The organism is Streptomyces albireticuli (assembly GCF_021228125.1).
Taxonomy (GTDB): Bacteria; Actinomycetota; Actinomycetes; order Streptomycetales; family Streptomycetaceae; genus Streptomyces; species Streptomyces albireticuli.
This window is the reverse complement of the sequence record NZ_JAJQQS010000023.1, coordinates 82,115-106,788: the sequence shown is the minus strand read 5'-3', so window position 1 is coordinate 106,788 and position 24,674 is coordinate 82,115. Positions and strand designations below refer to the sequence as shown.

The window sequence follows — 24,674 nt, the reverse complement described above, 5'->3', positions numbered from 1 at the left end:
GACGCTGCGCAGCGGGCCGGCCCGGCCCTGAGTGCAGATTGAGCGCGCCTACCCGGTCGGCGTGATCACCGTAACCGCACCGGGTGCACTCGAAGCATTCGTGATCGCGGTTCTCCTTCGCCACGTGGCGGGCGGCCTAACAGGCCCCTGTCGATGGGCTCTTCGCCGACCCGGGTCACCCTTACACCCGCGGGCCGCTCGACTCGCTCCCCCGCCTCGACGACGGCGACGACGCTCGCCTACCTCTTCATCGCCCACGACCTGTCGGTGGTGAAGCGGGTGTGTGACCGTGTGGCCGTGATGTATCCGGGGCGGATCGTCGAAGTCGGCGACAAGGAGCGGGTGTACGCGGCCCCGGCCCATCCGTACACGCGGGCCCTGCTCTCGGCGGTGCCGCTGCCGGACCCGGCCGCCGAGCGGACGCGCGAGCGGATCACCTTGCCGGGCGAGGCACGTGAGGTGGCCTGCCACTTCGCGGTTCCGCAGAACCCGTGATGCCTGAGGGGTTGTCAGTACCATTTCACATTACTACGTTACACATGACATGACGCAGCAGCAGACCCCCACGTTCCTTCTGCCGAACGGCAGTTGAACAACCCTCTGCGCCACTTCCTCCACTGTTGCCGTGCGCACGCCCTCACTTCACGTGCGCACGGCAACCCACACCTCCCACACAGGAGTCATCGGTGTCGTCCCGTTCCAGATCCCTGCGCGCATCCCTGCTCACCGCCGCCATAGCGACGGCGCTCTGCGCCACCGCCGTCCAGCCCGGCCACGCGGACTCCCCGTCCCCCGCGCCTCGGTCGTCAGCCTCCGCGCCGACGGCGGGCGTGCGGCAGGACACCCCCACGCCCAACCCCTTCGACGAGGTCACCCGGCTGGCGAACGCGCCCAAGCCGACCGCCGCCTCCCCCACCGCCCCCGGCGGCCTCACGCACGGCCGCGTCCCCGGCGCTCTCACCGCCGAGCCGAAGCCCACGGCCGTACCGCCCCGCGCCACCCTCGGCGGCACCGCCGTGCCGTGCACGCTCGACGGCATCACGCGCCTCTCCCCCGAGCAGTTCGCCGACTTCCTCGCCGACCGGGCCGTCACCGCCGACGGCTGCCTGCGCACGCTCATCTGGACCTGGGACCAGCGGCTGGTCCCGGTCATGTCGAGGCCGCACGTCCAAGCGGTCTCCCGCCGGATCGAGAGCCTGGCCGCGGCGCACGACGGCAAGAACGGCAGTCACCTGCTGGAGATGTTCACCTACCTCCACGCCGTCGCCTACCACGACTTCTCCCGCGGCGAGATCGACCTCACCGACGCGCCGACCGTCGAGGCGATGCGCCGCGCGGTGTCCGCCTTCGGCACCGCCTCGCGCACCTTCGACGTGACGCGCACCAACGCCGAGACCCTGCGCGAGGCGCTCTACGCGGCCAGTGCCCCGGGGCTGCGCCAGCACCAGCTGCCGCTCGTCAAGCGCGTCCTGGCCACCATGGACGCCGCGCACCCCGACACCGCCAAGGACACCTCCTGGGCCGGCGCCGCGCTCGCCGCGCTCTCCCTCAACTACCTGGGCGTCTACCCGGGCAACCACGACACCGCCTTCCACACCGCCGTCACGGCCGACGCCTCCTACCGCGCGGCCTTCAAGGCCTTCGCCGACTACACCCACCTCAAGGGCACGTCCAACGCCTGGGTGGTGCGCGACGCCGTCGGGGAGTACGGGCGGATGGGTCAGATCGACGCGCTCAAGGGGCAGATCACCGCCGATCTCGGCGGGCTGCTGGCCACCACGACCGGCAACTTCGGGGAGGGCAGCGAGCCCTGGGCCAAGGTCGTCACCTGGCTGATCGAGTTCGACGCCTGCGAGCGGTACGGGGTGTGCAAGGCCGACATCGAGCGCCGCGTCTTCCCGTCCACCTACACGTACGACAAGGGCGCCATCAAGGTCCGCACCGCCCTGCCCCGCGCCACCGTCGACCGCCTCTACTACGCGAGCAAGCAGGTAAAGGCGCAGTTCCACCGGGTCCTGGGCACCGAGCAGCCGCTGGCGGGCGACACCAACACCACGCTCAACATCGTGCTGTACGCCTCCCGCGCCGACTACGAGGTCTACCACCCGCTGCTGACCGGCATGGGCACGAACAACGGCGGCGTCTACATCGAGAACGGCGCCACCTTCTACACCTACGAGCGGCGCGTCCCCCAGGACTCCACGCTCACGCTGGAGGAGCTCTTCCGGCACGAGTACACGCACTACCTCAACGGCCGCTGGGCCGTCCCCGGATCCTTCGGCGAGGGCCCGTGGTACCAGGGCGACCGCACCACCGCCATGGACGAGGGCACGGCCGAGTTCTTCGACGGCGCCACCCGGGGCGAGGGCGTCAAGGTCCGCAAGTCCCTGGTCCAGAGCGTCATCAACGACACGGCGGGCGGCACCAAACCGCGCATGAGCGTCTACGAGCTGCTGCACGCGGAGTACGACCGGGACGGCTTCCGCTTCTACTCCTACGCGGGCACGTTCTTCGAGTACCTGTGGACCGAGCGCCCCGCGCTGCTCAAGGAGATGTACGGTCACCTCCGCGCGAACGACGTCGCCGGCTTCGACGCCTGGCGCGACCGGCTCGGCCGGGACAGCGGCCTGCAGCGCGCGTACGACACCTTCCTCGACCAGCAGATCGCCAAGGTCAAGGACCTCTACGTGCCGGACACCTCGTTCACGCCCGTCGACGGCCTGGACGCGGGCCACCCCGCCACGGTCCGCGCCTCCTTCGACGCCACCACCGGCATCACGCCCGAATGCCGCTCGGACGAGGCCCCGGAGCGCCCCCGCTTCACCTGCGCCGGCCGCATCACCGCCAACCTGAGCGACCCGGGCAGCCCCGACCTGGTCTTCAAGGACATGTCCGGGACGGTCGACTACTTCATCCTCGACCGCACGAAGAAGGGCACCAACAACTTCGCCGACATGAACTGCTCCTTCGGCAAGGTCGACCTCTGGTCGGACCGCCCCGCGGGAACGGCGGACTTCACGTGCGAAGGGCCGCTGAGGGGCTGATTCCGACCGGCATCCGCATGCCCCCTTGGACTCGTGGGATCCTACGGCGCCGGGGCGGGGGCCGCACGCGACGCCCGCCCGGCCCGGGGACCCGCCGACTTCGGCTCGCGCAAGGGGAGATGACGAGGCCCGGGCGCTCCCGTCACCGAAAAATGGAGTGCCGTGACACGCGGCAGCGCGTAATGTGCGCTCCTGCTGAGTGACGGTTACATCAGGAGGCGTCGTGGTAGCGGAACTTGTCAAGGTATGGGCTGCGGGATGGGCACTGTCACGGCACACACCGCCGCCCACCGAACACCCCTGGGGCACCTACATGGAGGTGGGACAGCCCACACACATGGGGCGCCATGTGCTCTTCGAGGCCGACGAGCCGGCGGTGCGCGCGGCCGCGGCCACGGTGGACGTCGCGCACACCTGGCTCAAGGCGCCCGTGGAGCCCGAGGACATCAGGCCGTGGCTGCCGCGTGGCTGGGTGGTCGACGAGGCGGAGGCCGGTCATCTCATGGCCGTCGACCTGACCGCCACCGGACCCGTCGCACCCGACGGGTACACCGCCTCGCTGGAGACGGACGACGGCGTCACGTACGTCCGGGTGCGCGACGCCGGGGGCGAGGTCGCCGCCCAGGGGCAGATGGCGCTGCTCGGTCAGGAAGCGGTCTTCGACAAGGTGGTGACCGAGGAGGCCCACCGCCGCCGCGGCCTCGGCGCCTTCGTGATGCGCGCGCTGGCCGACCACGCCGTGGCCGAGGGCGCGTCCCTCGGCGTCCTGGCGGCGACGGACGAGGGACGGGCCCTGTACGAGACGCTGGGCTGGAAGTCGCACACCCGGCTGGCGGCTTGCATCTACAGGCCCTGACCCGGGGGCCGGGCATGGGGGCCGTGAACCAGGAAGGCTGACCCGAAGGCCGGGACCGCCCCTCGGGTGGCGCGATCGGGACTCCACCCGTGAGGGGAGAGGCCCGCCCCCGGACTGGACACAACGATGCAGCCCGGCATCCGCCGGGTGGCCGATGTGACGTGCCGCCCGGCCGCGCGACAGTGGGGGCATGACCAGTCCACTGACCAGGCGGGCGTCCATGGCCGGCGCGCTGGCCTGCGCGGCCGTCGTAGCCACGCTGATCTCCCCCGCCGGCGCCCGGGCCTCCGCCACGGTCGCCGGGCTCGAACTGCGCGCGCCCGAGGGCACGACCGTACTGCCGAACGTCGACGACGACGCCCGGCGCTGCGCCCTGCGCCCCGGCGACCTGGACCGGCTCGACGTGGCCGTCGACGAACGGCTCGCCGCGTGCCACGACGCCGCGGACGAGGTGGTCAACGGGGCCGCCGACGCCGAGGACCTCACCCCGCTGAGCGTGCTGCCCCTGGCCGCGGGCGACCGTGCCGAGGGCCAGGTCTCGCTGCCCGCCGCCCAGCGCCCCTACGCGCGCGTCTTCGTGGTGCGCGACGGGCGGTACGTGTCGCTGGGCGCCGACGGGCGGTTGACCGCCCGGGAGCTGCGGCGCGGGGCCCGGCTGGCCGTAGAAGCCCGCGACATCGTGCGTGACCGCGAGCGGTGGGACGGCCGGATCGACGTGACCCTGACCGTCACACGGGACGGAGTCACCCGGGCGGCCCGGGCGGCCCTGCACGTGGCGCCGGTCCTGCTGCAACACGACCTCCAGCGCGCGCGGCACGTCTTCGCCGCCGCGCCGGGGCCGGGCGAGGGGCAGCCCGTCGAGGTCCCCACCGCGACCCGGCCTCCCGGCCAGTGGCGGGAGTTCGCGGACTCCCTGCGCGAAGCGGCGAGGAGCTCCGGCCTTCCCGACAGTGACCTGCGCTTCCAGCCCGGCACCGCGCGGTGGTGGAAGGACATCTGGCGCCAGGACATCGCCGAGCCGGGCTACGTCACCAGGGAGACGCCCCACGGCCGGCACACGATGCGCGTCCTGCTGCGCTCCCCCAACCACTGGACGTCCGCCGACGGCCGCTCCGCGAGCCTCCGCCGCGCGGGACGGCTCCTCTACCAGGACCTCCGCGGTCCCGGTGTGGGGGTGGTCCAGCAGTACACGCCCACGTCCCGGCGCGAGAAGAACGTCGACGAACTGCTGAACTTCACGGGCAACTTCGAGTCCCTGCCGCCGTACGCCGGGCACCCGCGGGGCCGGGTCCTCTACGGCAGCAGTGCCGACCGCCGCCCCGACCCGTCGTTCGTCCGCATGCTGGACGCCCAGGGACAGCAGCCCTCGGTGGTGCTGGACACCTCCTGGCTGCTGGTCGGCCACGTCGACGAGACCGTCCACGTCGTACGGGCGGACAACGCGCGCGGCTGGACGCTGGCCGTCTCCGACCCCCGAGGGGCCCTGGCCCTGCTCGAACAGGCCCGGGCCGCGGGCGAGGGCGGGCAGCGCCTCTTCGCGGACACGGTCGCGGAGCACAAGCCGACCGTCGACGAGTTGCTGCGCCATGAGCGGCGGGCCGGCGACAACGAGGACGCGGCCCGGCACATCGACGGGCAACTCGCGGTCCTGCTGCGGGAGACCGGGCTGAAGCCGCGGGAGATCGTCCGCCTGCCGGTCCTCTACTACCGGGTCGAAGCGGGCGAGGGCCGGCCTCGGCGCCACATCGCGCTCTCCCCCGCGCTCGCCAACGGACTGTCCCTGACCGCCCGCGACTTCGCCGCCCCCGCCCCGCACGGACCGCGGGTCGCCGGCCGCGACCTCTTCCGCGCCGAGACCGAGCGCGCCCTGGCCACCGGCGGGGTGCGGGTGCGCTGGGTGGAGAACTTCTCCTGGGCACACCTCGGCGGCGGCGAAGTGCACTGCGCCACGAACGCCCTCCGCGAGATCACGTAGAGGGGCTCGTGGCGGCCGGCGTCAGGACACGTCGATGCGGTACGCGAACGCGGTGACGGAGAGGTGGCCGTTGGTCACCGTCTTCTCGAACGGGATCGTCAGGTGGTCACGGGACGCCGGGGGCGTGATGCGCAGGTAGCCGGCCTGCACCAGCCGCGGGGCGTCGGCGTGCGCCCACGCCAGGGCCGCCTCGGCGGAACCGCCGGGCTTCAGGACGAGCGTGCGCTTGCCGGGGTCGGGGACGAAGTAGGTGCTCCCCCAGGAGGTGTCCGTGTCGACCGCCTGGTGACGGGTGTCCTCGAGCTGGAGGCCGGGGTAGCCGCGCAGCGCGCAGGTACGGCCGGAGGTGTTGGTCAGGGCCAGCACGGTGCCCTCGTGGGACATGCCGTTCTGGTGGCCGCCCTTGTCGGACAGCGAGGCCCGCAGGCCTGATACGTGGCAGGTCGGGGTCTGCGCGGCGGCCGGGGCGGCCGAGGCCGTGGCCGCGCCGCCGACGGTGACCGCCGCCACCGTCGCCGCCGTCGCCAGGGTGGTGGCGGCGGTCCTGCGCAGGGTGCTCCGTAACATCGCGTCCCTCCAGTGTTCGAACGTCTTCGTCTTTCCGGCTACCTCATCTTGGCCCGTCCATTCCTCCCGGCTCACCGGGGCCCCGGTTACCCCGGGTACGCGCCGAGGGCGGTGGCGCCCCTCGCAGGGGTGCCACCGCCCTCGGCGGAGTGCGGTCGGCCGGCGCTGCCGGGCGAGCCGGGCCGGTCAGTACGCGGAGTTGACGTTGTCCATCGAGCCGTACTTGTCGGCGGCGTAGTTGCACGCGGCGGTGATGTTGGCGACCGGGTCGTAGATGTCCCAGGAGGTGCCCTCGACGTGGTACGCCTTGAAGGTCGGGTCGATCACCTGGAGCAGGCCCTTCGAGGGGATGCCGTTGACGGCGTTGACGTCCCAGTTGTTGATCGCACGCGGGTTACCGGTCGACTCACGCATGACATTGCGCTTGATGCCGTCGTACGAGGCCGGGATGCCCTTGGCCTGCAGGATGTCCACGGCCTCCTTGATCCAGCCGTCCAGGTTGTCGGCGTAGGTCTTCTTCGCCGGGGCGGCGGGGGCGGCGGGCCGGGCCTCGATGGCCTTGCGCTCGGTGGAGCGGTTGGCGGCCTGCTGCTCGGCCCGCTCGCCGTCCGCCTTCGCCTTCGCGGCGGCGGCCTGACCGGCCTCGGCGGCGTCGTCGACGCGCTTCGCCAGCTCGGCCAGCTGCGCCTCGTCGACGGTGTCGGCACCGACGGCCACGGGCTGCACGGCGGCCGTCGGCGCCGGAGCGGTGTGCGTGTCGGCGGCGAAGGCCTGGGGGGCGACGGCCACCGCGACGACGGCGGCACCGGTCGCGGCGATGCCGGCGACGGAGAACTTGTGGATCTTGGGCAGACGGGTATAAGCGGAGATGGTGGAGCGCATGAGTGAGCTGAACCTTCCGATCGCGGGGATGTCGCCCGGCCCTGAAGCGGCGCAAAAGCAAAGCGCCGTTTCTCGGTCGACGGCGCCCAGCGACCCCGTAATTGTTAGCGGCCGGCAAAAGGCCTGGCAATCACTGTGACCTACTAAGGACATTCATCGAGCGGCACCCGGAAACCCGCCCGCCCCCGGAATGCGGCGACCTTGTCCACTAATCACCTTCGTAAGTGACGCACGCCGCATGGGGCGCCTCACACGGGGACACCCCCGAAACAACACAAAGCAAGGATCCGCAAGCACAGCGTCAGCGCGAAGAGCGGCGGAAGGGGAGGGAATCAGCCCGCGGCCGCCGCGGCCGCCGTTTCGCGTCCGCCGGGGTGGCGGTGCCGCCGGGTCCAGAAGACCGCGCAGGACAGCGCGGCCCAGGCGATCAGCACGGCGAACGGGAAGAAGTGCTGGTGCTGCTGGAAGTAGACGGCCGTGTGCTGAGCGTTCACGGAGGCGCCCGGGGGCAGCCAGCGGCCGATCTCGCCGAGGAGCGAGGGCAGCAGCGGCCAGGAGACGGCACCGCCCGAGGACGGGTTGCCCAGCAGGACCATGAGGCCCCAGGTGGGCAGCATGGCCCACCGCCCGAAGAGGGCGTTGAACATCGTGAAAACCATGCCCGAGGTGAACAGGGTCAGCGCCAGAATCAGCCAGGATTCCGCGAAAGGCAGCCGCACCGCGCCCAGGCCCCAGTCCACGACCGCGGCGATGGTGAAGCCGCCGAGCACGGAATAGGCGGCGGTGAACGCGATGCGCTCGGCCGGATTGAGCGCGCCCGCGTGGACGCTCATCTGAATGGCGCCGACGAATCCGAGGATGACGGCCGCCAGGGTGATGTAGAAAAGCGCGAGACCGCGCGGATCGCCTTTCTGGAGAGGATTCACGTCCCGGACGGCCACGGGGACGCCGATCTCCTCGCCGACCCGCGGCGCGGTCTCGGCCAGCAGTTGGGCGACGGTGGCCCCGGAGGCCCCGGAGACGTCCAGTCCGGCCGCGTGGTGCCGGCTCTGGAGGATGGCGTAGACCCGCTGGTCGTCGACCGCGTTCCGGGCCTCCTGGTAGGTCGCGAAGTGCCGGAGCCGGAGCTCGGCCCCCAGCGCCCGCTCCATGCCCTGCACGAATTCGGCCCGCTTGACCTCGGACGCGGGGACCCCGGTGACGGCGGTGGGGATGTTGTGCGGGGTCGGATTGGCCATGGCATAGGTGTAGGAGCCCGCGAAGAGCCCGGCGGCCGCGGCCACGATGAGCACGAGCACGGTGGCGGGAAAGAAGGGCGACCGCCGGAACGCCGACCAGCACCGCCCGCGAACAGAGCCCCGGGACGCGCCGGAGCCGTCACTCTCCTCACCCATGGGGCCACGGTATGCGGACCACCGGGGGACGGCACGGCCCGTGGTCCGCCCGAGGACGAGGCCACGGCTTCCCACGGAAGTGGGCGGCCTCCCGGAAGGTCCCGTCACCGCTGGGCGCGGGTGTCACGCCTCGTCGGTACGGTCCGGGCCCGGCAGGTCGCGCGGTTCGAGGGGGTGGACGGCGGGGCCGTGCAGGACCGAGCCGTCGGTGGCGAAGCGCGAGCCGTGGCAGGGGCAGTCCCAGGTGCGTTCGGCGTCGTTGAAGTGGACGAGGCAGCCCAGGTGCGTGCACCTGGCGGAGACGGCGCGGGCCTCTCCCGAAGGCTCGCGGTAGACGGCGCACCGGCGGCCGTCGACGCGTACGACCGCGCCCCGGCCGGGTGCGATGTCGGTGACGGAGTCGACGTGGGTGGTGTGCAGGCGGTCGCCGACGAAGTGCTTGGCCACCTCCATCTGGTCCTTCAGCAGCGCGCCCGTCCGGCGCAGGGGCGGCAGTCTGCGGGGGTCGAACAGCTGCGTCCAGTCGGGGCGCGGGCCGCCGGTGATACGGGCGGCGAGCAGCCGGCCGGCCAGTACGCCGTTGGTCATGCCCCAGCCGCCGAAGCCGGTGGCCACGTGGACGTGCCGGGTGCCGGGATGGGCCGGGCCGATGTAGGGGACGTGGTCGTCGGAGTCGTTGTCCTGGGCGGCCCACCGGTAGTGGACCGTGGAGTCGCCGAAGCCGGGGACGCGTTCCTCCGCCCAGCGCCGCAGGCGGGCGAACCGCGCTTCCACGTCGGCCGCCCCGGGGGTAAACTTCTCGCCGGTGACGATCACGAGGCGGCGCCCGTCCCCGTACGGGGCGGTGCGCACCGAGCGCGTGCCGCCCTCCGGCGTGAGGTACATGCCCCGGGGCGCCGGGCCGGCGGGCACGGCTGCGGCGACCACCAGCTCGCGCCGCGGTGTGAGCCGGGCGAACAGCAGCGACCGGTCGAAGACCGGGTAGTGCGTGGCGACGACGACGTCGCGCGCCCGGACCGTGCCGCCACCCTCCGTGGTGAGGTGGCAGTGGGCGCCTTCGCGCAGGGCGGTGACACGGGTGCGTTCATGGATACGCCCGCCCCCGGCCGTGAACCCCTCCGCCAGGGCCAGCAGGAACTTCCGCGGGTGGAACTGCAGCTGCCCGGGAAGGCGCACCGCGGCCGCGACGGGGAAAGGCAGGTCCGCCGGGTCGCCGACGGTACCGACGTCGAGCCCGGCCTCCCCCGCCGCCCGGGCCTCCTCCCGTACCGCCTCCGCGCCCTCCGGCGTCTCGGCGTACGTGAAGGCGTCCGCCCGCTCCAGCTCGGCGTCCGCGCCCGCACGGGCGCAGAGCGCGGCCGTGTGCTCGACGGCGTCCAGCTGCGCACGCGCGTACAGGGCGGCCGCCTCCGGGCCGTGCGCGGACCGGATCCCGCTGTAGACCAGCCCTTGCAGCGCGGACACCTTCGCCGTCGTGTACCCGGTGACGCCGGCCGCGATCCGGTCGGCTTCCAGGACGACCACGTCCGCACCCGCCCGGGCCAGCTCCCAGGCCGTGCACAGACCGGCGATGCCGCCTCCGACGACGGCGACCTCCGCTTCGGTCTCCACGGGGCCCAGCGCCGCGTACGCCGTGGCGGGGGTGGAATCCATCCAGTAGGACTCGTGCGTCGTAGCAGGGGGTGTGGGCATGCACTTCCATGTTCCTGGCACCCGCCACGGCTAACGCGCGGACCGGCACGGGGGCGTCGAACGGGTCAGCGACAGCACTTGCGACCGCAGGTCACGGGCCCCGACGAGGGTGCGGACGCCGCGTCCATTCGCCGTACCGGCCGACCGCGTACCAATACCGTGCCCCCCGATCCGGCGGCCCTCACCACCTCACCCCTCGGGCACTTCCACGATCACCAGGGTGCCGTGGCCGCCCGGCCGGACCGCGTGCCGGGCACCCGCCTCCACCAGGTACATCTCGCCCGGCCCGACCGACACCTCGACACCCTTCACGGTCAGTTCGAGCCTGCCGTCGAGCACGAGCAGCACCTCGGCGGTGCCGTGCGTCTCCTCCTCCACGGGCAGCGCGTCCATGCGCAGCACCTTGACGCACGCCGTCCCCACCTTTCCCAGCGGCCGGGAACTCCAGGCGTCCGGCAGTACCGTCGCCGCCCGGACCAGATCGACCACGCTCATGACATACCTCCCGAGCGGATCTCTCCGGTTACGCCGGAGAGATCCGCACATCGCGATCAGTGGATGTCCGGAAGGTACCTGAGCGGGAAAGACGGCTGGTCGACCGTTCGGTAAAACCTCTCGGCGCGCCTGCCGTCGCCGAGCCGGGTCAAGCGGGGAATTTGTGGTTGCCCCAGGCGATGGTGACGTGCGCGGCGTCCGTGCTGTAGGTGCTGGGGACCTTCAGTGTGGCCCGGGAGGCGTCGAGGTGGCTGTCGCCGCCCCGTCCGCCTTGCCCACCGGTGCCGCCTGCGCCACCACCGCCGCCACCACCGGCACCGCCGCCGGCGTTGTAGCCCGCGCCACCGTGGCCGGTGCCGCCGCTCCCGCCGCCACCGCCGCCCTGGCCGGCGGCCCCGGCGCTGCCCGAGGCCGCGGCGCCCGGGGCGCTGCCGTCGGCGCCGCCCCGGCCGCCGGAGCCTCCCTCACCGCCGTCGCCTCCCGCACCGCCCTGACCGCCGTGGGGGTCACCACCTCCCGGGGCCTGTCCCCCGCTGCCGCCCGTACGCCCGCTACCGGAGCCACCGCCGTTCCCGTCGGGGGCGCCGCTGCCCGCGTAGCCTCCGCCACCGGGGGCGTCGGCCGTCCCACCGCCGCCGCCACCGCCACCGGTGCCGCCTTTGTGGGTGTCGAAGAGGTAAGGGGCGTCCTCACCGTTTCCCCCCACGCCTCCGCTGCTCCCGGACGCGCCGGAAGAACCCTGCTTGCCCACCTCGCCCGGCACCGTCCCGCCGTCGGCCGTGACAAGGCCCGCGTTCCCGCCCGCACCGCCCGCTCCTCCGCCGCCTCCGGCGCTGCCCGAACCGTGCACCCCTCCCTGCTTGCTGGAGGAGCCGCCGGCCCGGCCGTTGGATCCGCCGCCGCCATGGCCGCCGGGCCCACCGGCGTCCCCGCCGCCGCCCGCGCCCACGACCACGGTGCCTCCGCGGAGGACCTGCGCCGACGCTCCGGCCGCCCCGTCATGGGAAATCCGAACGGTCAGCTCTTCGTTGGGCTCCACGTACACGAGGGCCTGGATGTCGGCGCCCCTGCCACCGTCCACGCCGTCGCCGCCCCGCCCCGCGCCGCCCCGCACATGCAGGTCCAGCAGGGTGACCGCGGCCGGGACGGTGAACGGGTGCTCCCCCTCGTCGCCGAACTCCTGCTTGCCGGACGGGTTGAGGAGGGTCAGACGGCCGCCGTCGCCGCCCACGTCGCCGCCGGCCGTGATCCGGCCCTTGACGGTGAGTTTGCCCGTCACGCCAGATCTCCCCGCAGCGGAGTGCCCTTGGCGTCGAGGAACTTCCCGTGTGTCGCGATGTCCTCGGTCGCTTCGACGGTTCCGGTGACGTCGGCGTCGCGGCCCACGGTCAGGTCCTGGGTGACGGTCGCGCTGCCGTCCACCGTCAGTCCGGTGAAGTGCGGGTTGGCGACCGTGACACCCGCCGTCAGGTAGTGGGTGGACCCGGCCGCCGTGTACGTCAGGTGGAAGGTGGTGTCGCGGGTGACCGTGCCCCACCATTCGCGGCCCCGGACCACGTCCGCCTGGCCGTCCGCCTTCGTCGCGCCGGCGCCGTAGACCACGGTGTAATCGATGTCCGTCGGGCCGTCCCATACCAGGCGGACCTTGTCGCTGTCCCTGTCCTTGCCGAGCTCGACCTCGCACGGCTCGACCCGGAAGTTGCCGACGGACGGAAGCTCCGGACGCGGGAACTTGGTGATCTCCAGGGTCCGGTAGCGCGGGCTGTCCGGCCATTGGGCCGTGTCCTTCGTGGCGGTCTCCCGGATCTCGATGCGGGCCGTGCCCGGCTGGGTGCCGATGTGCAGGTTCCGCAGCGTGATGGTGAGGCCGGAGCCCTCCACCTTCGTCCCGTCCGCCGGGGGCTTGACCCGGAAGCTCGCGTACTCGCCGGACGGCAGGACGGTGCTCGCGCCCTTCTGGAGCTCTTCGACGGTCCAGCCGGCGGCGCTGCCGTCGCCGTCTCCCCCGCCGGTCGCCACCAGGCTCTGGGCCAGGTCGCCCTCCGGCAGCGAGAAGATGATCTCCCGGCAGAAGACGGTGTCGCCGCCGCCGTTGGAGACCACGAGGTGCAGGGTCGAGGCCGGGCTGTCGGCGGTGGCCGCGTACAGCGGGTACGGGTCGCTGATGACGGCGTAGTCGAGCAGACAGGGGTCGTTGGCCGGCTCGTTCACGAACGCGGCTCCTTTCGCGGGTGGGTCGGTGTGCTGTCGGGTCACGAGCCGTCGAGGCCGTCGGTCAGGCGCAGGAAGCCGGTGCGGACGACGGGGCCGTCCTCGTCCAGCCGAGCGGTCTGGTCGTTCTGGACGACTGACTGACCGGTCCAGCGGGGCGCGGGCTCGGGGCCCGTCGGCGCGTCGGGGACGACCAGTTCGGACCAGTCCCAGGTGCCCTGCGGGGAGGTGGGGTGGGGCAGGGCGAGGGAGTTGACGAAGGTGGTGGCGCCCTGTTCGTTCTTGACCGGGACCTTACGGGCCGTGGTGAGCACCGGGCTCAGCCGCAGCGCGACCTTCATCGCCGCCATCGCCGTGCGTGTGAAGCGGGACGGCAGCCGCAGGTCGGTGACCGGCAGGACGTCCGTCGTGGCGTGGACGGCGGCCCGGGGGTCGAGCAGCAGGGTCAGGTGCGTGCGGTCGTGGGAATCGGCCTTCAGGGCCGGCCAGTTTCCGGCGGAGATCTCGGTGACGTAGCCGGTCGGGTGGTCCGTCCCCGGTCCGGCCACCGCGTGGAAGGCGGTGTAGTCGTCCTCGGAGAAGTAGCCGACCAGGCCGTCGCCCCGCTGCCCGGCGTTGCCGAGCCGGACCGGCCAGCGGTAGGTGAGGTGGTCCATCTCCTCGGGCACCGGTTTGCCGGCGTCCCATTCGGCCGGGGTCCGCCAGTCCAGCGCGTACCGCCAGCCCGGGTCGCTGACGGGCGGGCCGTCGAGCTCGAAGCCGAGCCGGGCCCGGACCAGGGCGAGCGGGCGGCCGAGCAGCGCGCCGAGGACCTCGTCGCCGTACGGGTCGCCCGGGTCGATGCCCGCCAGGCAGCGGTCGACGGTGGACATCAGTTCCGCGAAGGCGTCGGGGCCCTTCGCCGCGAGCTCCTTCGCGAACGCGTGCAGGTGCGGCCGCTCCGCGCTCAGGTCGTCGATCGTGTGGACCTGCGAGTCCGGCAGCGGGCCCCAGCCGACCACGGTCGAGAGCGCGCCCGTCGACGCGTCCTCCTGGAGGTCGAGGCGCAGTTCGCCCAGCGGGGCGCCGGTGGGGTCGTAGCAGAGCAGGGAGCGGTCGACGTAGTTGGGGATGATCCACGCGCACACGGGGTTGGTGCCCGCGCGCAGGTCCACCGGTTCGTCGGGCGCCGACTCGCCGACGAAGTCGAACCGCAGCCGGGCGGGCTGGAGCAGGCGCGGCGGCAGCTGGACGAAGCGCTCGGTCAGGTCCGTCCCCGCGTACCGCCCGTTGGGGCGCAGGCTGTCGCCCACCCGCGGGACGAGGTATCCGGCGTCGCCTTCGAGCAGGACGTCGAGGGTCTGCCCGAACTCGTCGACGACGCTGAGGGCGCTCAGCGCGAACTGGCCCGCCCGGATCTGGGTGAAGCCCGACGGCTGCCAGCCCTGGAAGGGGACGGGCAGCGGGCCGGCGTCGGGCAGCCGGCCGCGGACGTCGCCGACGAGCTCGCCGATGCGGCCGGGCGGGCTGAGGTTGGGTGTGGGATCCGTGCAGGCGAACGCGTCGGTGAGGCCGTCGAGGCTCTGGGAGAGCAGGTCGAGGTCCTTGACCTGCTCGGCGGCCGCGGCGAACGCCTCACGCGTCGCGCCGGTGTGCTCGGCGGCGTGCCGTTCCAGTCCGCCGCTCATGGTGTGCGGGGGCAGCGGTACGAGGAAGCGCCGCCCGGTCACGTACCGCGGGGCGTCGGCGGCGCCGTCGCGCCAGCGGTAGTGGCTGCCGTCGAACTCCCAGTTGTCCTTCTCGGTCCCGCGGTCGCGGTAGGGGACGTTCCAGTGCGTGACCCGCCACTGGAACAGCAGCGGCTTCCACGGCTGCCGCCAGGGCTGCGGGGCGAGGCCCTCCGGGAGGGACGCCGTGTGGGCCGGGTCGAGCAGATAGGTGAACTCGCCCAGCAGGGCGGGGACGACCGCCGGCAGACCGGCGGCCTTCAGGGTGTCGAAGGGGGCGGGGAGGGCGCCGCCGGGCGCGACGCCCCCGACGATCTGCTCGGCCGTCCGGCAGAGGAGGAGGTCCGTGCCGGACGGCGCGGCGTGCGGCGTGTGGCCCTTGGACCCGGTGAGCACCACCGTCGGGTCGTTCACGTGGTGGAACGGGGGCAGCGCCTCACGGCGGAGCTCGTACCCGGCGAGCGCCGGGTACCGGTCCCGGTAGGCGTCGACGGACAGGTCCAGCTCGTGCTGGTCGGCGCCGTGCGGGATGCGGTCCTGGAGGCCCTTGAGGGCCTTCCGGCGCCCGGCCACCTCGGCCGCGAGGCCGGCCGGGTTGTCCGGGTCGATCTCGGCGCGGAACCGCTCGCGCTCGTACTGCCGGGGGATCAGGGGCAGGCCGTGCATCCACCACAGCGCGTACAGCCGCTTCTGCAGGGAGGCGAGGTCCCGTACGGCCCTGTCGTACGCGTCCTGGTCCCGGTTGAGCCGGGCCAGGCACTCCTCCTGCTCGGTGCCCGCGCCGGACCAGGTGACCGACGCCGCGTCGCCCGCGGGGTTGCCCTTGTCGGACGGGTCGGCGAGCCGCCAGACGTAGCCGCCGGGCAGCTGCTGGAACCAGCCCTTGTGCAGGGCCTGTGCGGTGGCGACGGGACCGTCGGGGCCGTCGAGGGTGTCCAGCAGGCCGCGGCCGAGGGCGTGCAGCAGGACGGGGTCGGTGTGGCCGAGGGCGTTGCCGGAGGTGTCGGGCAGGGCCGCGCGGCCCGCGCCGATCAGGGCGGCGTGGGCCTCGTCCGCGCTGCTGCCGACCGCGATCCGGTCCTTGACCGTGTTCTTGTCGGGGCGGTCCCAGTCCGTGGGCAGTTCGTCGCGGTTCCAGGCCACGCCGACGGCCCGGCCGCAGTAGACGGTCCGGCCGGGCCGCCAGCCCTGGGGCGGGCCCTTCACCTCCCAGCCCAGACCGGCCAGCACCTGCTCGACGGTGGTGCCCGCGGCGCCCAGCCTCCGGTTCAGCTCCTCCTGGACGGGGTCCGAGTACCAGCCCACGACCTGGTAGTCGAGGGTGGCCGTGGCGGCGACGCCGTCCAGCGGGTCGTGGAGCGAGAAGACGTTCTCGTGGTACGGCTGGTAGGCGTGGAAGGTCATCAGGCCGGGGCCGACGGCGGTGAGGAACAGGTCGTCGTGGGCGGGGCCGCCGGGTGCGGGCTCCTGCCAGACCGTGGCGTCCCGGCCGATGCCGACGGCCCGGCCGATGCGGGTCGGGATGACCGTCGCCCGGTGCGGGCCGGCCGACGGGTCGCCCGCCCCCTTCCTGACGGGGTGGATGAACGGCGAGGTGCCCTTGTCCGCGTCGAGGAAGTCGCTCTCCACCACCCAGCCGGTCAACAGCTCCGGATGGCCGTCGACGTTGCGGACGACCAGCCACCGGTTGGGTACGAGCGGGAAACCGGTGCGCCCGCCGTCCTGCCCGGCGCTGCCCCGGCGCAGTCCCTCCGGCAGCTCCCAGCGCACGTAGACGCCGTCGCGCTCGCGGTGCCGGTCGTCCCCGTCGGTGGGCGTGGTGTTCCACGCGTCGTCGTTGGTGAACGGGTCCGGCTCGGGCGTGCGGTTGTGGCGCAGCAGGTTGAAGTCGGGCTGCCAGCGGCGGAAGCCCCGGCCGTCGAGCCCGCGGAGTTTCTCGTTGACCACCAGGGCGTCCACGTCCACCGGGACGACGAGGGTCTCGTCGCGGTCAGCCATTGGCGTGGTCTCCTGTCGTGGTGGTGAAGGTGCGGCGCTGCGCCGCGTTGATCATCTGAAGGGCGAACTGGCCGGGCGTCAGGGGCTTTTCCAGCCCGAGCGCGCCCTGGAGGCCGTTCGCGAGCTTCGCGGTCCGCAGGACCCGGTCGGGTCCGTTGTCCCCCGGTGCGCGGAGATAGGGGCGCAGTCCGGGGGTGGCCGGGAACAGCTTGCCCGGGAGTTCTTCTCCGATCCGTCCGGTCAGGGACCGCAGGCGGATGACGCCGTCGTCGACGGGGTCGTCTCCCCCGCCGTCGTCCGGCTCGTCGATGCCGAAGTGGACGCCTTGCTGCGGTTCGGCGATCTCGACGCGCCCGGGGACGCCGTCGACGACGACGAGCAGCACGTCCTCGGCGAGTGCGGCCCTGCGCAGCACGGGCAGCGCGCTCTCGCCGCCGGTCGTCCGTGGGGCGGCGTACGGGCGGATCTCCAGGGCGGGCCAGCCGCTGACCAGTTGGGAGCGCAGCAGCAGCCCGGTGACGGGCCCCTGGGGACCGGGCAGCGGGGCCCTGCCCCGCGGGCCGAACAGCAGGTCGTCGGCGGCGAGGTCGAAGGAGTGGGCGAGCCCGACGCTGAGCGCGCCCTCCAGGAGGGTGGCCGTCCAGTCGTCGTCGACGTGGAAGAAGCGCAGGCTCTCCGCCGGGAGCATCCGGGCGTCGGGGACGAGGTGGGCGAACGGGACGCCTTCCAGGCTCCGCAGCCGGGTCAGCCATTCCTGGACGGCGGTGAGGTCCTCGTCCTGATCGGCGCCGGCGAGGGTGTCGAGTGCGGCGCTCAGGCGCTCGCGCAGGGGGGTGTCCGTGCGTAGTTGCCGCGCGGTGATACCGGCGGTCCCGGGCAGCCGGGTGGCGGCCGGTACGGGGGTGACGGGCGCCGACACGGTCTCGGTCGCGGCGACGGTACGGGAGGTGCCGGGCGCGGGCCGGACGGGCCGACGGTGGATCTCGTGGAGCTGCTCGCCGAGGCCGTTGGTGACGAGGTGGGCGAGGCGTGCCCGCGCCCCGGTGGCCGTCCCGTCGTCCGGGACGCCCAGTGCGACCGGGGCGACCGGGTGCGCGGGCTCGTTCAGTGCCCGCTCGGCGAGCTCGCGTACCTTGCCGCGCAGGCGAAGCAGTGTCGCGGCGAATTGGTGGTCGGCGAAGGCGACGCCCCGGCCGGCGGTGAAGGCGGTGGCGAGGCTGACGTCGAAGACGCCGTACTCCTCCAGGTGGATCAGGGCCTCGGCGGCGCAGCGGCGCCGCTCGCGGTCGGTCCGCGCCGGGACGGGCGCGGCGACGAGGGGCCCCCGGTACCAGCCGAAGGTGGCCCGGCCGGACTCGGTGCGGCAGGACAGCGGCAGATAGCCGGCGCGAAGCCGGTCGGCGACCTCCCGCTGCTCGGCGCCGGACAGCGGGCGGTCGCCCACGGGGACGCGCAGCAGCAGATCGGTGCCCTGGGCGCCCTGGGTGTCGACGAAGTGCTCGGTGAGGGCGGCGAATCCGGGCGCGTGGTCGGCGAGCGACTCGAACGCCCACGACCATAGGGACACCAGGCGCAGCCGCTCCGCCGGCCCGGTGTAGGTCTCGGCCGCCTCGGTCCCGTCGGGCAGCCGCGACCGCCAGCCCTCCAGGGACACCAGGTGGGCTACGTACCGGCCGCCGGCCGCGCCGGGCAGCCGGTTGGCGACGGCGACCGCGTAGTCACCGGCCTCGATCCGGTCCTCGGTGAGGGTGACGCCCTGGTGCCGCTTGTCGACCCGGCGGACGTGGGTGAGCAGCGGCAGTTCGTCCTCGGCGGGCACGACGGCGTGGAAGACGGCGGCGGGCACCAGGACGGTGCGGCACACCTGCTTCTTCTCGTCGTCGCCGATCGGGTCCGTCCCCTGGTCGAGGGCGGGCAGGACGACGTCGGCCGGGTCGTCGGCGCTGCGGGCGGCGGGGTCGGACAGTTCGGCGACGGTGCGCTGGTCGGTGTGGCCGAGGCAGTGCGGGTCGCCGGGCAGTTCGCCCTCGCCGAAGACGAGGAGGGCCAGCCAGGGCAGGACCCCTCCCTTGCCGTCCTTCCCTTCCTGCCGCTCCCAGGGCAGGGTGGGCCGCTCCAGGGTGAGGTGCGGCAGGACGTCGTCGTACGTGCCGGTGGCGCCGGGCGGCGGGTACGCGCCGTGGATCCACTCGGGTTCGACGGTGAAGCGCGGTGCGCGGACCTCGATGTGCTGGGTGACGGGGGCGTCGGGGGTCGGCAGGTACCCCTCGTCGACGTGGTCGCCGCCCTTGGTGAGGGACTGGTGCGCGGTGAGGGTGTACCGGCCGGCGGTGAGACGGGGTACGAGAGCGTCGAGGAACTGCGTGTTCATCGAGGGGTCCGGTTCAGGGGTGTTCCCGGGTGCGTTGTCGGGCCTGTTCATGCCGCACCGCCTTCCTTGGTTCCTGTGGTGACGGGGGCCGGTGCGGTGACGGGGGCGGGTGCGGTGACCGCGAGCGCCACGGGGTCGTCGGTGAGCTCGACGGCCTTGGGCAGCACGGCCGGCGGTGTGACGGTGGTGTCGACGATCCGGACGGCCCGTGTCCGCGACCGGATGACGTACAGCCGGTCACTGGTGGACGAGACGGCGAGTCCGACGATGTCCGGGCCGGTCCATACGGGTTCGCCCGTCTCGCACGGCAGGGCGCCGGTGGTGTCGAAGACCGAGACGGTGCCGGAGGTGGCGTTGGCGACGTAGAGCCGCTTTCCGTCCGGGGAGGCGACGAGGGCGCTGGGGTCGGTGCCGGTGCGCAGGGTCGCGACGACGCCCGTGGCGGGGTCGGTGCCGGTGACCGTGACGGTGGACCGTCCCGCGTTGAGCGCGTACACCCAGCGGCCCCGCGGGTCGACGGCCAGCCGGGTCGGTGACGGCCCGGCGTCCAGGGCGGGGGCCAGTTCGGCGGGCCACTTGCCGGGGGTGACGTCGACCCGTGCGACGGCGTCCTGGTCGGTCTTGGCGAGGTACACCAGCTGGGGGCCCGCGTTCCACTGCTTCTCGGCGGCGGGCACGGCGTCGCCGGGGGTCGCCTCCGCGGCGTAGTCCCGCTTGCCGGGCGGCGCGGTCGTCAGATCGAGGATCAGCATCTGCCGGGACTCGGCGGCGGTGACGTACGCCCACTTGCTGTCGGGGGAGACGGACGCGCCGCGAGTCTTCTTGTACCCCCAGAGCGTGTCGGAGAACAGCGAGCGCGCTTCGCCCGGCGGGTTCGCGGAGATGTCGCGCACGTCGATGCCCTGGTCGTCGTTGACCGCGCACAGCCGGGTGCCGTCGGGGCTCGCGGCCAGCAGGGTGGGCGCGTCGAGGCCCAGGGCGAGGGCCGGGTACGCGGTGAGGCTCTGGGCGTCGACGGGCGTGACGGTCCGGCCGGCGCCCAGCACGTACAGCCGCTCGCTGGCGGTCGGGGTGCCGGGCACGGTGTCCGCGGGCTTCGCGTCGATGTCGCCGGCCACCAGTGCGTCGTCGGCCTTGAGCGGGTCGTTGGTGCCGGGGCTGACGTCGAGGTACGCCATGGCGGCGAACAGCCGGTCGCGGGACTGGCCGACGGTCGTGCCGGCGGAGGCGGAGGTGACGGCGGCGAGGGCGGGGGCGGCGTCCTGGACCGTTTCCACTACCGGCGGTGTGCCGGGGGTCGCGGACTTTGTCCCGGTGTCCGCTTCCGTTTCCGTTTCCGCGATCAGCTCCAGGGAGACCGGCGCGGCCGTGACGGGCTGCCGCAGCGGCAGTGCGCCGTCGGGCTTCCGTTCGTCGTGGGCGATCACACCGGCCTGGACCACCAGGTCCCCGGCGCCCTGTTCGGCGGGGGCGGGGATCCGCAGGTCGACACCCATGAGCTGGTCGGGCACCCGCTGTGTGCTGTCGGCGTGGAGCTTCTTGCCGTCGTACGCGCTCCACAGCGCGCCGGGCAGACTCGCCCGGTTCTCGGCCGACGTGCCGGTGTACCAGGCGCCGAGGTCCTGTACGTCCGTGCCCTTGGTCAGGGTGACCGTGAGGACGGAGGTGAGGCCCGTGCCCGCGTCATGGCGGGGGCGGATGTCGACCTCGTGACCGGTGAGCTCCTTCTGGGAGCCGCCGAAGGCCAGTGTGCTGACGGGCACGGCCGTGCGGACGGCGAAGGAGAACGCGCCGGGCGCGACGACCCACAGCGCGGGCTCGGCCTGGGACCGCACCGGCAGCAGCCCGTCCATGGGGGCGAGCCGGACGGCGTTCTCCCGGGCCGGCAGTTGTTTGACGACGTCCGACCAGGGGGCCGGGTCGTCGGCGTGGGCGCTGCCCTCGCCGAAGGCGATGGTGAACGAGATGAACCAGAGGTGGACGGTGACCTCGCCGGCCGTGGGCGGGCCCCACAGCCGCAGCGAGGCGCCGACCTCGACCCGGATCGTCTCGCGGACCAGCCACAGGTCGAGGACGAAGCTGACGCCGATGCTGACGTCGATGTCCGCCTCGAAGTGGAACGGTGCCCATTCGATGAGCATGTCGGCCTGCGCGGTCAGCCACGCGTGCAGGTCGCCCGAACGGTAGTTCACGTCGAGGCCACCACCGGCCATGATCGCGCCGGGGGTGAGGGCGAAGTACGAGCCGCCGCTGATCGTCAGCTCGGAGGTGACCGGCCAGGAGAAGCCGAGCTTCGGCACCCGCGGATAGTGGGCCGGTACCCGGAACCGGGGGTGGTAGCCGCCCAGCGTCAGCACGAAGTCACCCGCGTGCGCCTCGTCGAACCATGTGTACAGGGCGAAGCCGCCGGTGAGCACGCACGCCTCGTCGAGGAGGTACGAGCCGGGCGCGAGCTGTGCGGTGACCTTCAGGACCTGCTCACTGGCCCGGTACTTGGCCGACAGGCCCATCCGCACGCGGGCGTACGTCTGCGGGCCTGCCTTGGGGAAGCGCGCCTCCGCGGTGCCGAGCACGGCGACGGCGAAGTCCTCTCCGACCTCCAGCACGAGCAGCGCCTGCCCGTCGAGGAACTCGAAGACGCGGAAGCCGAGTCCGGCGGCGAACCACAGCTGCCCGGCGGCCGGCCGCACCCACGCGTCCTTGCCGCCGCCCATCAGCTTCTGGAGCACGTCCAGGGGGTCGGTGGCGGTCAGGTCCTGGAGGAACGGGAAGTCCAGCACCTTGTCGCCGTCGGGCAGGCGGAGGTCGGTGTGGAAGCCGAAGCCGGCCATGATCTCGGTGACCTCGACGGGCGGCGGCCCGCCGAACTGCCCGCTCACCTTGCCGAACAGGAACATCGACGGCCCGTCGGGGCTCGCGTGCGGCCGGGCGTACGCGCCCAGGGCCGTCAGCCCGAACTGCTCGGCGGAGACCGCGAGCGCGCCCTCGACCAGGGTGTCGTACGCGGGGTCGTCGGTCCGGTCGACCAGTGCGCCCTTGATGGCGAGCGGGGGCCGCGAGTAGCCGACGCTCATGCCGTCCAGGCGGAAGCGCGGGTTGCCCGGGTCGGCGAGCGGGATGCCCAGACCGAGGCCCTCGACGCCGATGTCGAGCCCGGCCATGCCGAGCGAGGCGTCGAACAGCATCCATACGGTGCCGTCGGCGAAGCCGACACCCACGCGGCGCAGACGCAGCGGGCCGACGGCGCGCTGCACGCCGATCCAGGCGACCATGGGGGCGGAGGCCGGGACGGCGGGGGCCGGGGCGGCCGGGGTCGAGGTGATCGGGGCAGAGGTGACCGAGTGGGTTTCGGGCGCCTCCGGCACCTGCTTCGCGAGCTCGGGACGCTTGCGGCTGCTGCCGCCGCTCCCGCCGCCGCGGACGACGACCGACGTCGCCGTGGTCCGGCCGGGCAGCCGCAGATCGACGACGAAGGCGAGGCCCTTGGCGAGGCCGTCACCGGGCAGCGCGGGCAGGGACGCGTCGGCGGCGGCCACCGCGTGGTTGAGGCCGGCCACCCGGGCGGCCGGCAGGTCGTGGGAGGCGATCAGCACGCCGAGGCCGTCCACCCCCACGTCCTCGCCGTCGGGGATCTGGCCGTGCAGCAGCGGGATCCCCGAAAGCCGGGCGTGCAGGCCCAGTCCGGCGCGGACGGCCCAGACACGGTCGCCGGTCGCCTGCTTGTCCGTGACGAACAGCAGCGAGCCGCCGTTCTTCTCCTTCGCGGCGAACACGACGGACTTGCGCGGGCCCGAGTACGCGACCGTCAGCGCGGTGACCGTGCCCAGCTTGTCCAGCAGCGCGGTGACGGACTCGTCGCCGTTCACCCCGAGCGCCGCGGCGACGTCGCCGAGCGAGACGCCCTGCGTGTCCTGGCAGGAGGCGGTGAACTCGGCGAGCTGCGCGTCCTTGACCGCGAACGTCAGGACGCGGGGGTCCCCCTGCCTCTGGGGGATCGTGACGGAAAGGGTGGCGGCGTACTCCTGGTCGTAGCCGGTCGTACCGTCCCGCTTCGTCAGCGCCACGCTCAGGTCGAGGTCCGCCTCGGCGGTGCCGAGCGGGAACCTGGCGTGCGCCTGGAGGGCGAAGTGCTTCGACGCGCTGTCGTAGTCGACACCGAGGTGCTCGATGACGACGTCCTTGAGCACCGGGGGCGGCGCGATCCCGAAGGGGGCGAACACGTCGGCGGGTTCGAGGTGGGACGCCTCGGCGGAGAACTTCCACCCGGCGCCGGTGGCCCACGATCCGTACACGTCCAGAGTGGCGTCGCCCAGTTTCCAGGTGGCGGTCGCCTCGGCGGCCGTCGCGTCGTCCTGATGCCTGAGGACCAGCGTCACGTCGGAGAGGGCGAAGTCGTCGCCGGCCTTCCAGACGTCCTGGATCTCCAGTTCGACGCCGTAACCCCAGGAAGCGTTCCGGGCGAGGTCGGCGCCCAGCTCCAGGCGGCTGACGGTCAGTTCGGCGGGTACGGGTACGCCGGGGAAACGGTCGGTGAGCAGGCGGCCCAGCGGCAGCGGGGTGAGCAGGGTGCCGGACAGGGAGCGGTCGGGGAAGCTCACTCCGACGCCCAGGGACACTTCCTCGGCGAGCGTGACGATGCCGCTGAGCACCGCCGTCACGGCGGGACGGGTGGTGTGCGGGTTCACCACGGCGAAGTCGACGGCCAGCTTGTCGAGCTTGAGCAGGCCGGGCAGCGGCTCCCAGGAAGTGCGCAGTTCGAGCCCGATGCCGGCGGCGAGCCACCGCGGCCCTCTGGGGTCGAAGTTGACGGAGACGTGGGTCAGTTCGAGGGAGGCACCACCGGTCGCCTCGGCGGGCAGCAGGTCGAAGCTGCCGCCGGGCAGCCCGGCCCAGGGCAGCAGGGCGTCGAGACCGGACAGCGGTACGCCGGGGAACACGCCCGCGAGCTGCCAGCTCTGGAACTCGTTCTGAGGCGGGTAGCCCCAGACGTACGGCCGGGGGGACGCCTTCGCGTCCGGGAACAGCAGCTCGACACCGCAGCCGGTCTCGGCCGTCGGATCGTCGTCCCCGATGCCGGGTTCGACGCCGAAGACGAGGTGCACCGGGCCGAGCCCGATCCGCTCCAGCGCGGCAGGGATCGCCTTCAGCTCGTCGGGAAGTCCCGGACCGTCCGGCGCGAGCACGACGTCGACGCGGATACCGGCCACGGTCTCGTCGTTGTCGTCGGCGAGGAACTGGACGTCGGCGGCGGACGGCGGCCGGTTCAGGAGCGTGACCGTGCCGCTGACACGGAGGTGGTCGCTGTCGACGGCCGTCACGTCGCGGATGTCGAGGACGGCGCCCGGCAGGAAGGCGGCGAACAGGTCACCGGCCGGGGCGAGGCCGAGCGTCTGCGCGTCGACGCGCAGACGGGCGTCCTTGCGGGCCTGTTCCAGGGCGGCGATCAGGTCGGAAACGTTCAAGGGCATGGCTGGGCCTCTTCC

13 protein-coding genes and 2 pseudogenes are annotated in these 24,674 nt (G+C 73.2%); 5 read left to right on the top strand and 10 right to left on the bottom strand.

Annotated features, from left to right (window positions below):
- Window positions 1-140: 140 nt before the first annotated feature.
- The 5 genes and pseudogenes from LUZ64_RS37625 to LUZ64_RS32165 all read left to right on the top strand — a co-directional run.
- Window positions 141-245 (top strand): annotated as a pseudogene (locus LUZ64_RS37625) (ABC transporter ATP-binding protein); the annotation flags it as partial.
- A pseudogene (locus LUZ64_RS32180) lies at window positions 235-495 on the top strand (oligopeptide/dipeptide ABC transporter ATP-binding protein); the annotation flags it as partial. The pseudogenes LUZ64_RS37625 and LUZ64_RS32180, both read left to right, overlap by 11 nt.
- A gap of 191 nt (window positions 496-686) precedes the next feature.
- Window positions 687-3,044 (top strand): collagenase, encoded by a 2,358-nt coding sequence (locus LUZ64_RS32175; protein ID WP_232389693.1) that lies wholly within the window; start codon window positions 687-689, stop codon window positions 3,042-3,044.
- 313 nt (window positions 3,045-3,357) lie between these two features.
- Window positions 3,358-3,900 (top strand): GNAT family N-acetyltransferase, encoded by a 543-nt coding sequence (locus tag LUZ64_RS32170; RefSeq protein ID WP_095585228.1) that lies wholly within the window; start codon window positions 3,358-3,360, stop codon window positions 3,898-3,900.
- Between the two features lie 190 nt (window positions 3,901-4,090).
- A complete protein-coding gene (locus tag LUZ64_RS32165) occupies window positions 4,091-5,875 on the top strand; it encodes a protein-arginine deiminase family protein (protein ID WP_143593477.1) in 1,785 nt (594 codons plus the stop codon).
- Between the two features lie 21 nt (window positions 5,876-5,896).
- Here LUZ64_RS32165 and LUZ64_RS32160 read toward each other — a convergent pair whose 3' ends face one another.
- The 10 genes from LUZ64_RS32160 to LUZ64_RS32115 form a co-directional block, all read right to left on the bottom strand.
- On the bottom strand, window positions 5,897-6,442 hold the full coding sequence (locus LUZ64_RS32160) for a DUF4232 domain-containing protein (RefSeq protein ID WP_095585226.1): 546 nt from the start codon (window positions 6,440-6,442) through the stop codon (window positions 5,897-5,899).
- A 186-nt stretch (window positions 6,443-6,628) separates the two neighbouring features.
- A complete protein-coding gene (locus tag LUZ64_RS32155) occupies window positions 6,629-7,324 on the bottom strand; it encodes a transglycosylase SLT domain-containing protein (RefSeq protein ID WP_095585225.1) in 696 nt (231 codons plus the stop codon).
- Between the two features lie 332 nt (window positions 7,325-7,656).
- Complete coding sequence (locus tag LUZ64_RS32150; RefSeq protein WP_095585224.1) at window positions 7,657-8,718, bottom strand: hypothetical protein; 1,062 nt, start codon at window positions 8,716-8,718, stop codon at window positions 7,657-7,659.
- Window positions 8,719-8,841: 123 nt separating this feature from the next.
- Window positions 8,842-10,410 (bottom strand): FAD-dependent oxidoreductase, encoded by a 1,569-nt coding sequence (locus LUZ64_RS32145; RefSeq protein ID WP_095585223.1) that lies wholly within the window; start codon window positions 10,408-10,410, stop codon window positions 8,842-8,844.
- 189 nt (window positions 10,411-10,599) lie between these two features.
- Complete coding sequence (locus LUZ64_RS32140) at window positions 10,600-10,905, bottom strand: cupin domain-containing protein (RefSeq protein WP_095585222.1); 306 nt, start codon at window positions 10,903-10,905, stop codon at window positions 10,600-10,602.
- A 148-nt stretch (window positions 10,906-11,053) separates the two neighbouring features.
- On the bottom strand, window positions 11,054-12,184 hold the full coding sequence (locus LUZ64_RS32135) for a hypothetical protein (RefSeq protein WP_170116970.1): 1,131 nt from the start codon (window positions 12,182-12,184) through the stop codon (window positions 11,054-11,056).
- On the bottom strand, window positions 12,181-13,116 hold the full coding sequence (locus LUZ64_RS32130) for a hypothetical protein (RefSeq protein WP_095585221.1): 936 nt from the start codon (window positions 13,114-13,116) through the stop codon (window positions 12,181-12,183). The genes LUZ64_RS32135 and LUZ64_RS32130 overlap by 4 nt, the downstream gene beginning before the upstream one ends.
- A 41-nt stretch (window positions 13,117-13,157) precedes the next feature.
- Complete coding sequence (locus tag LUZ64_RS32125; RefSeq protein WP_095585220.1) at window positions 13,158-16,820, bottom strand: hypothetical protein; 3,663 nt, start codon at window positions 16,818-16,820, stop codon at window positions 13,158-13,160.
- Window positions 16,813-19,242 (bottom strand): hypothetical protein, encoded by a 2,430-nt coding sequence (locus LUZ64_RS32120; RefSeq protein WP_095585219.1) that lies wholly within the window; start codon window positions 19,240-19,242, stop codon window positions 16,813-16,815. The genes LUZ64_RS32125 and LUZ64_RS32120 overlap by 8 nt, the downstream gene beginning before the upstream one ends.
- Window positions 19,239-24,659, bottom strand: coding sequence for a YncE family protein (locus LUZ64_RS32115; protein WP_095585218.1), 5,421 nt, complete (start codon window positions 24,657-24,659; stop codon window positions 19,239-19,241). The genes LUZ64_RS32120 and LUZ64_RS32115 overlap by 4 nt, the downstream gene beginning before the upstream one ends.
- Between the last annotated feature and the right edge of the window lie 15 nt (window positions 24,660-24,674).

What these genes read in the sequence shown, in the direction of transcription:
- LUZ64_RS32145 (WP_095585223.1), bottom strand. Translation starts at nt 10,410, where the DNA reads ATGCCCACACCCCCTGCTACGACGCACGAGTCCTACTGGATGGATTCC.
- LUZ64_RS32165 (WP_143593477.1), top strand. Translation starts at nt 4,091, where the DNA reads ATGACCAGTCCACTGACCAGGCGGGCGTCCATGGCCGGCGCGCTGGCC.
- LUZ64_RS32150 (WP_095585224.1), bottom strand. Translation starts at nt 8,718, where the DNA reads ATGGGTGAGGAGAGTGACGGCTCCGGCGCGTCCCGGGGCTCTGTTCGC.
- LUZ64_RS32125 (WP_095585220.1), bottom strand. Translation starts at nt 16,820, where the DNA reads ATGGCTGACCGCGACGAGACCCTCGTCGTCCCGGTGGACGTGGACGCC.
- LUZ64_RS32160 (WP_095585226.1), bottom strand. Translation starts at nt 6,442, where the DNA reads ATGTTACGGAGCACCCTGCGCAGGACCGCCGCCACCACCCTGGCGACG.
- LUZ64_RS32170 (WP_095585228.1), top strand. Translation starts at nt 3,358, where the DNA reads ATGGAGGTGGGACAGCCCACACACATGGGGCGCCATGTGCTCTTCGAG.
- LUZ64_RS32140 (WP_095585222.1), bottom strand. Translation starts at nt 10,905, where the DNA reads ATGAGCGTGGTCGATCTGGTCCGGGCGGCGACGGTACTGCCGGACGCC.
- LUZ64_RS32155 (WP_095585225.1), bottom strand. Translation starts at nt 7,324, where the DNA reads ATGCGCTCCACCATCTCCGCTTATACCCGTCTGCCCAAGATCCACAAG.
- LUZ64_RS32115 (WP_095585218.1), bottom strand. Translation starts at nt 24,659, where the DNA reads ATGCCCTTGAACGTTTCCGACCTGATCGCCGCCCTGGAACAGGCCCGC.
- LUZ64_RS32120 (WP_095585219.1), bottom strand. Translation starts at nt 19,242, where the DNA reads ATGAACAGGCCCGACAACGCACCCGGGAACACCCCTGAACCGGACCCC.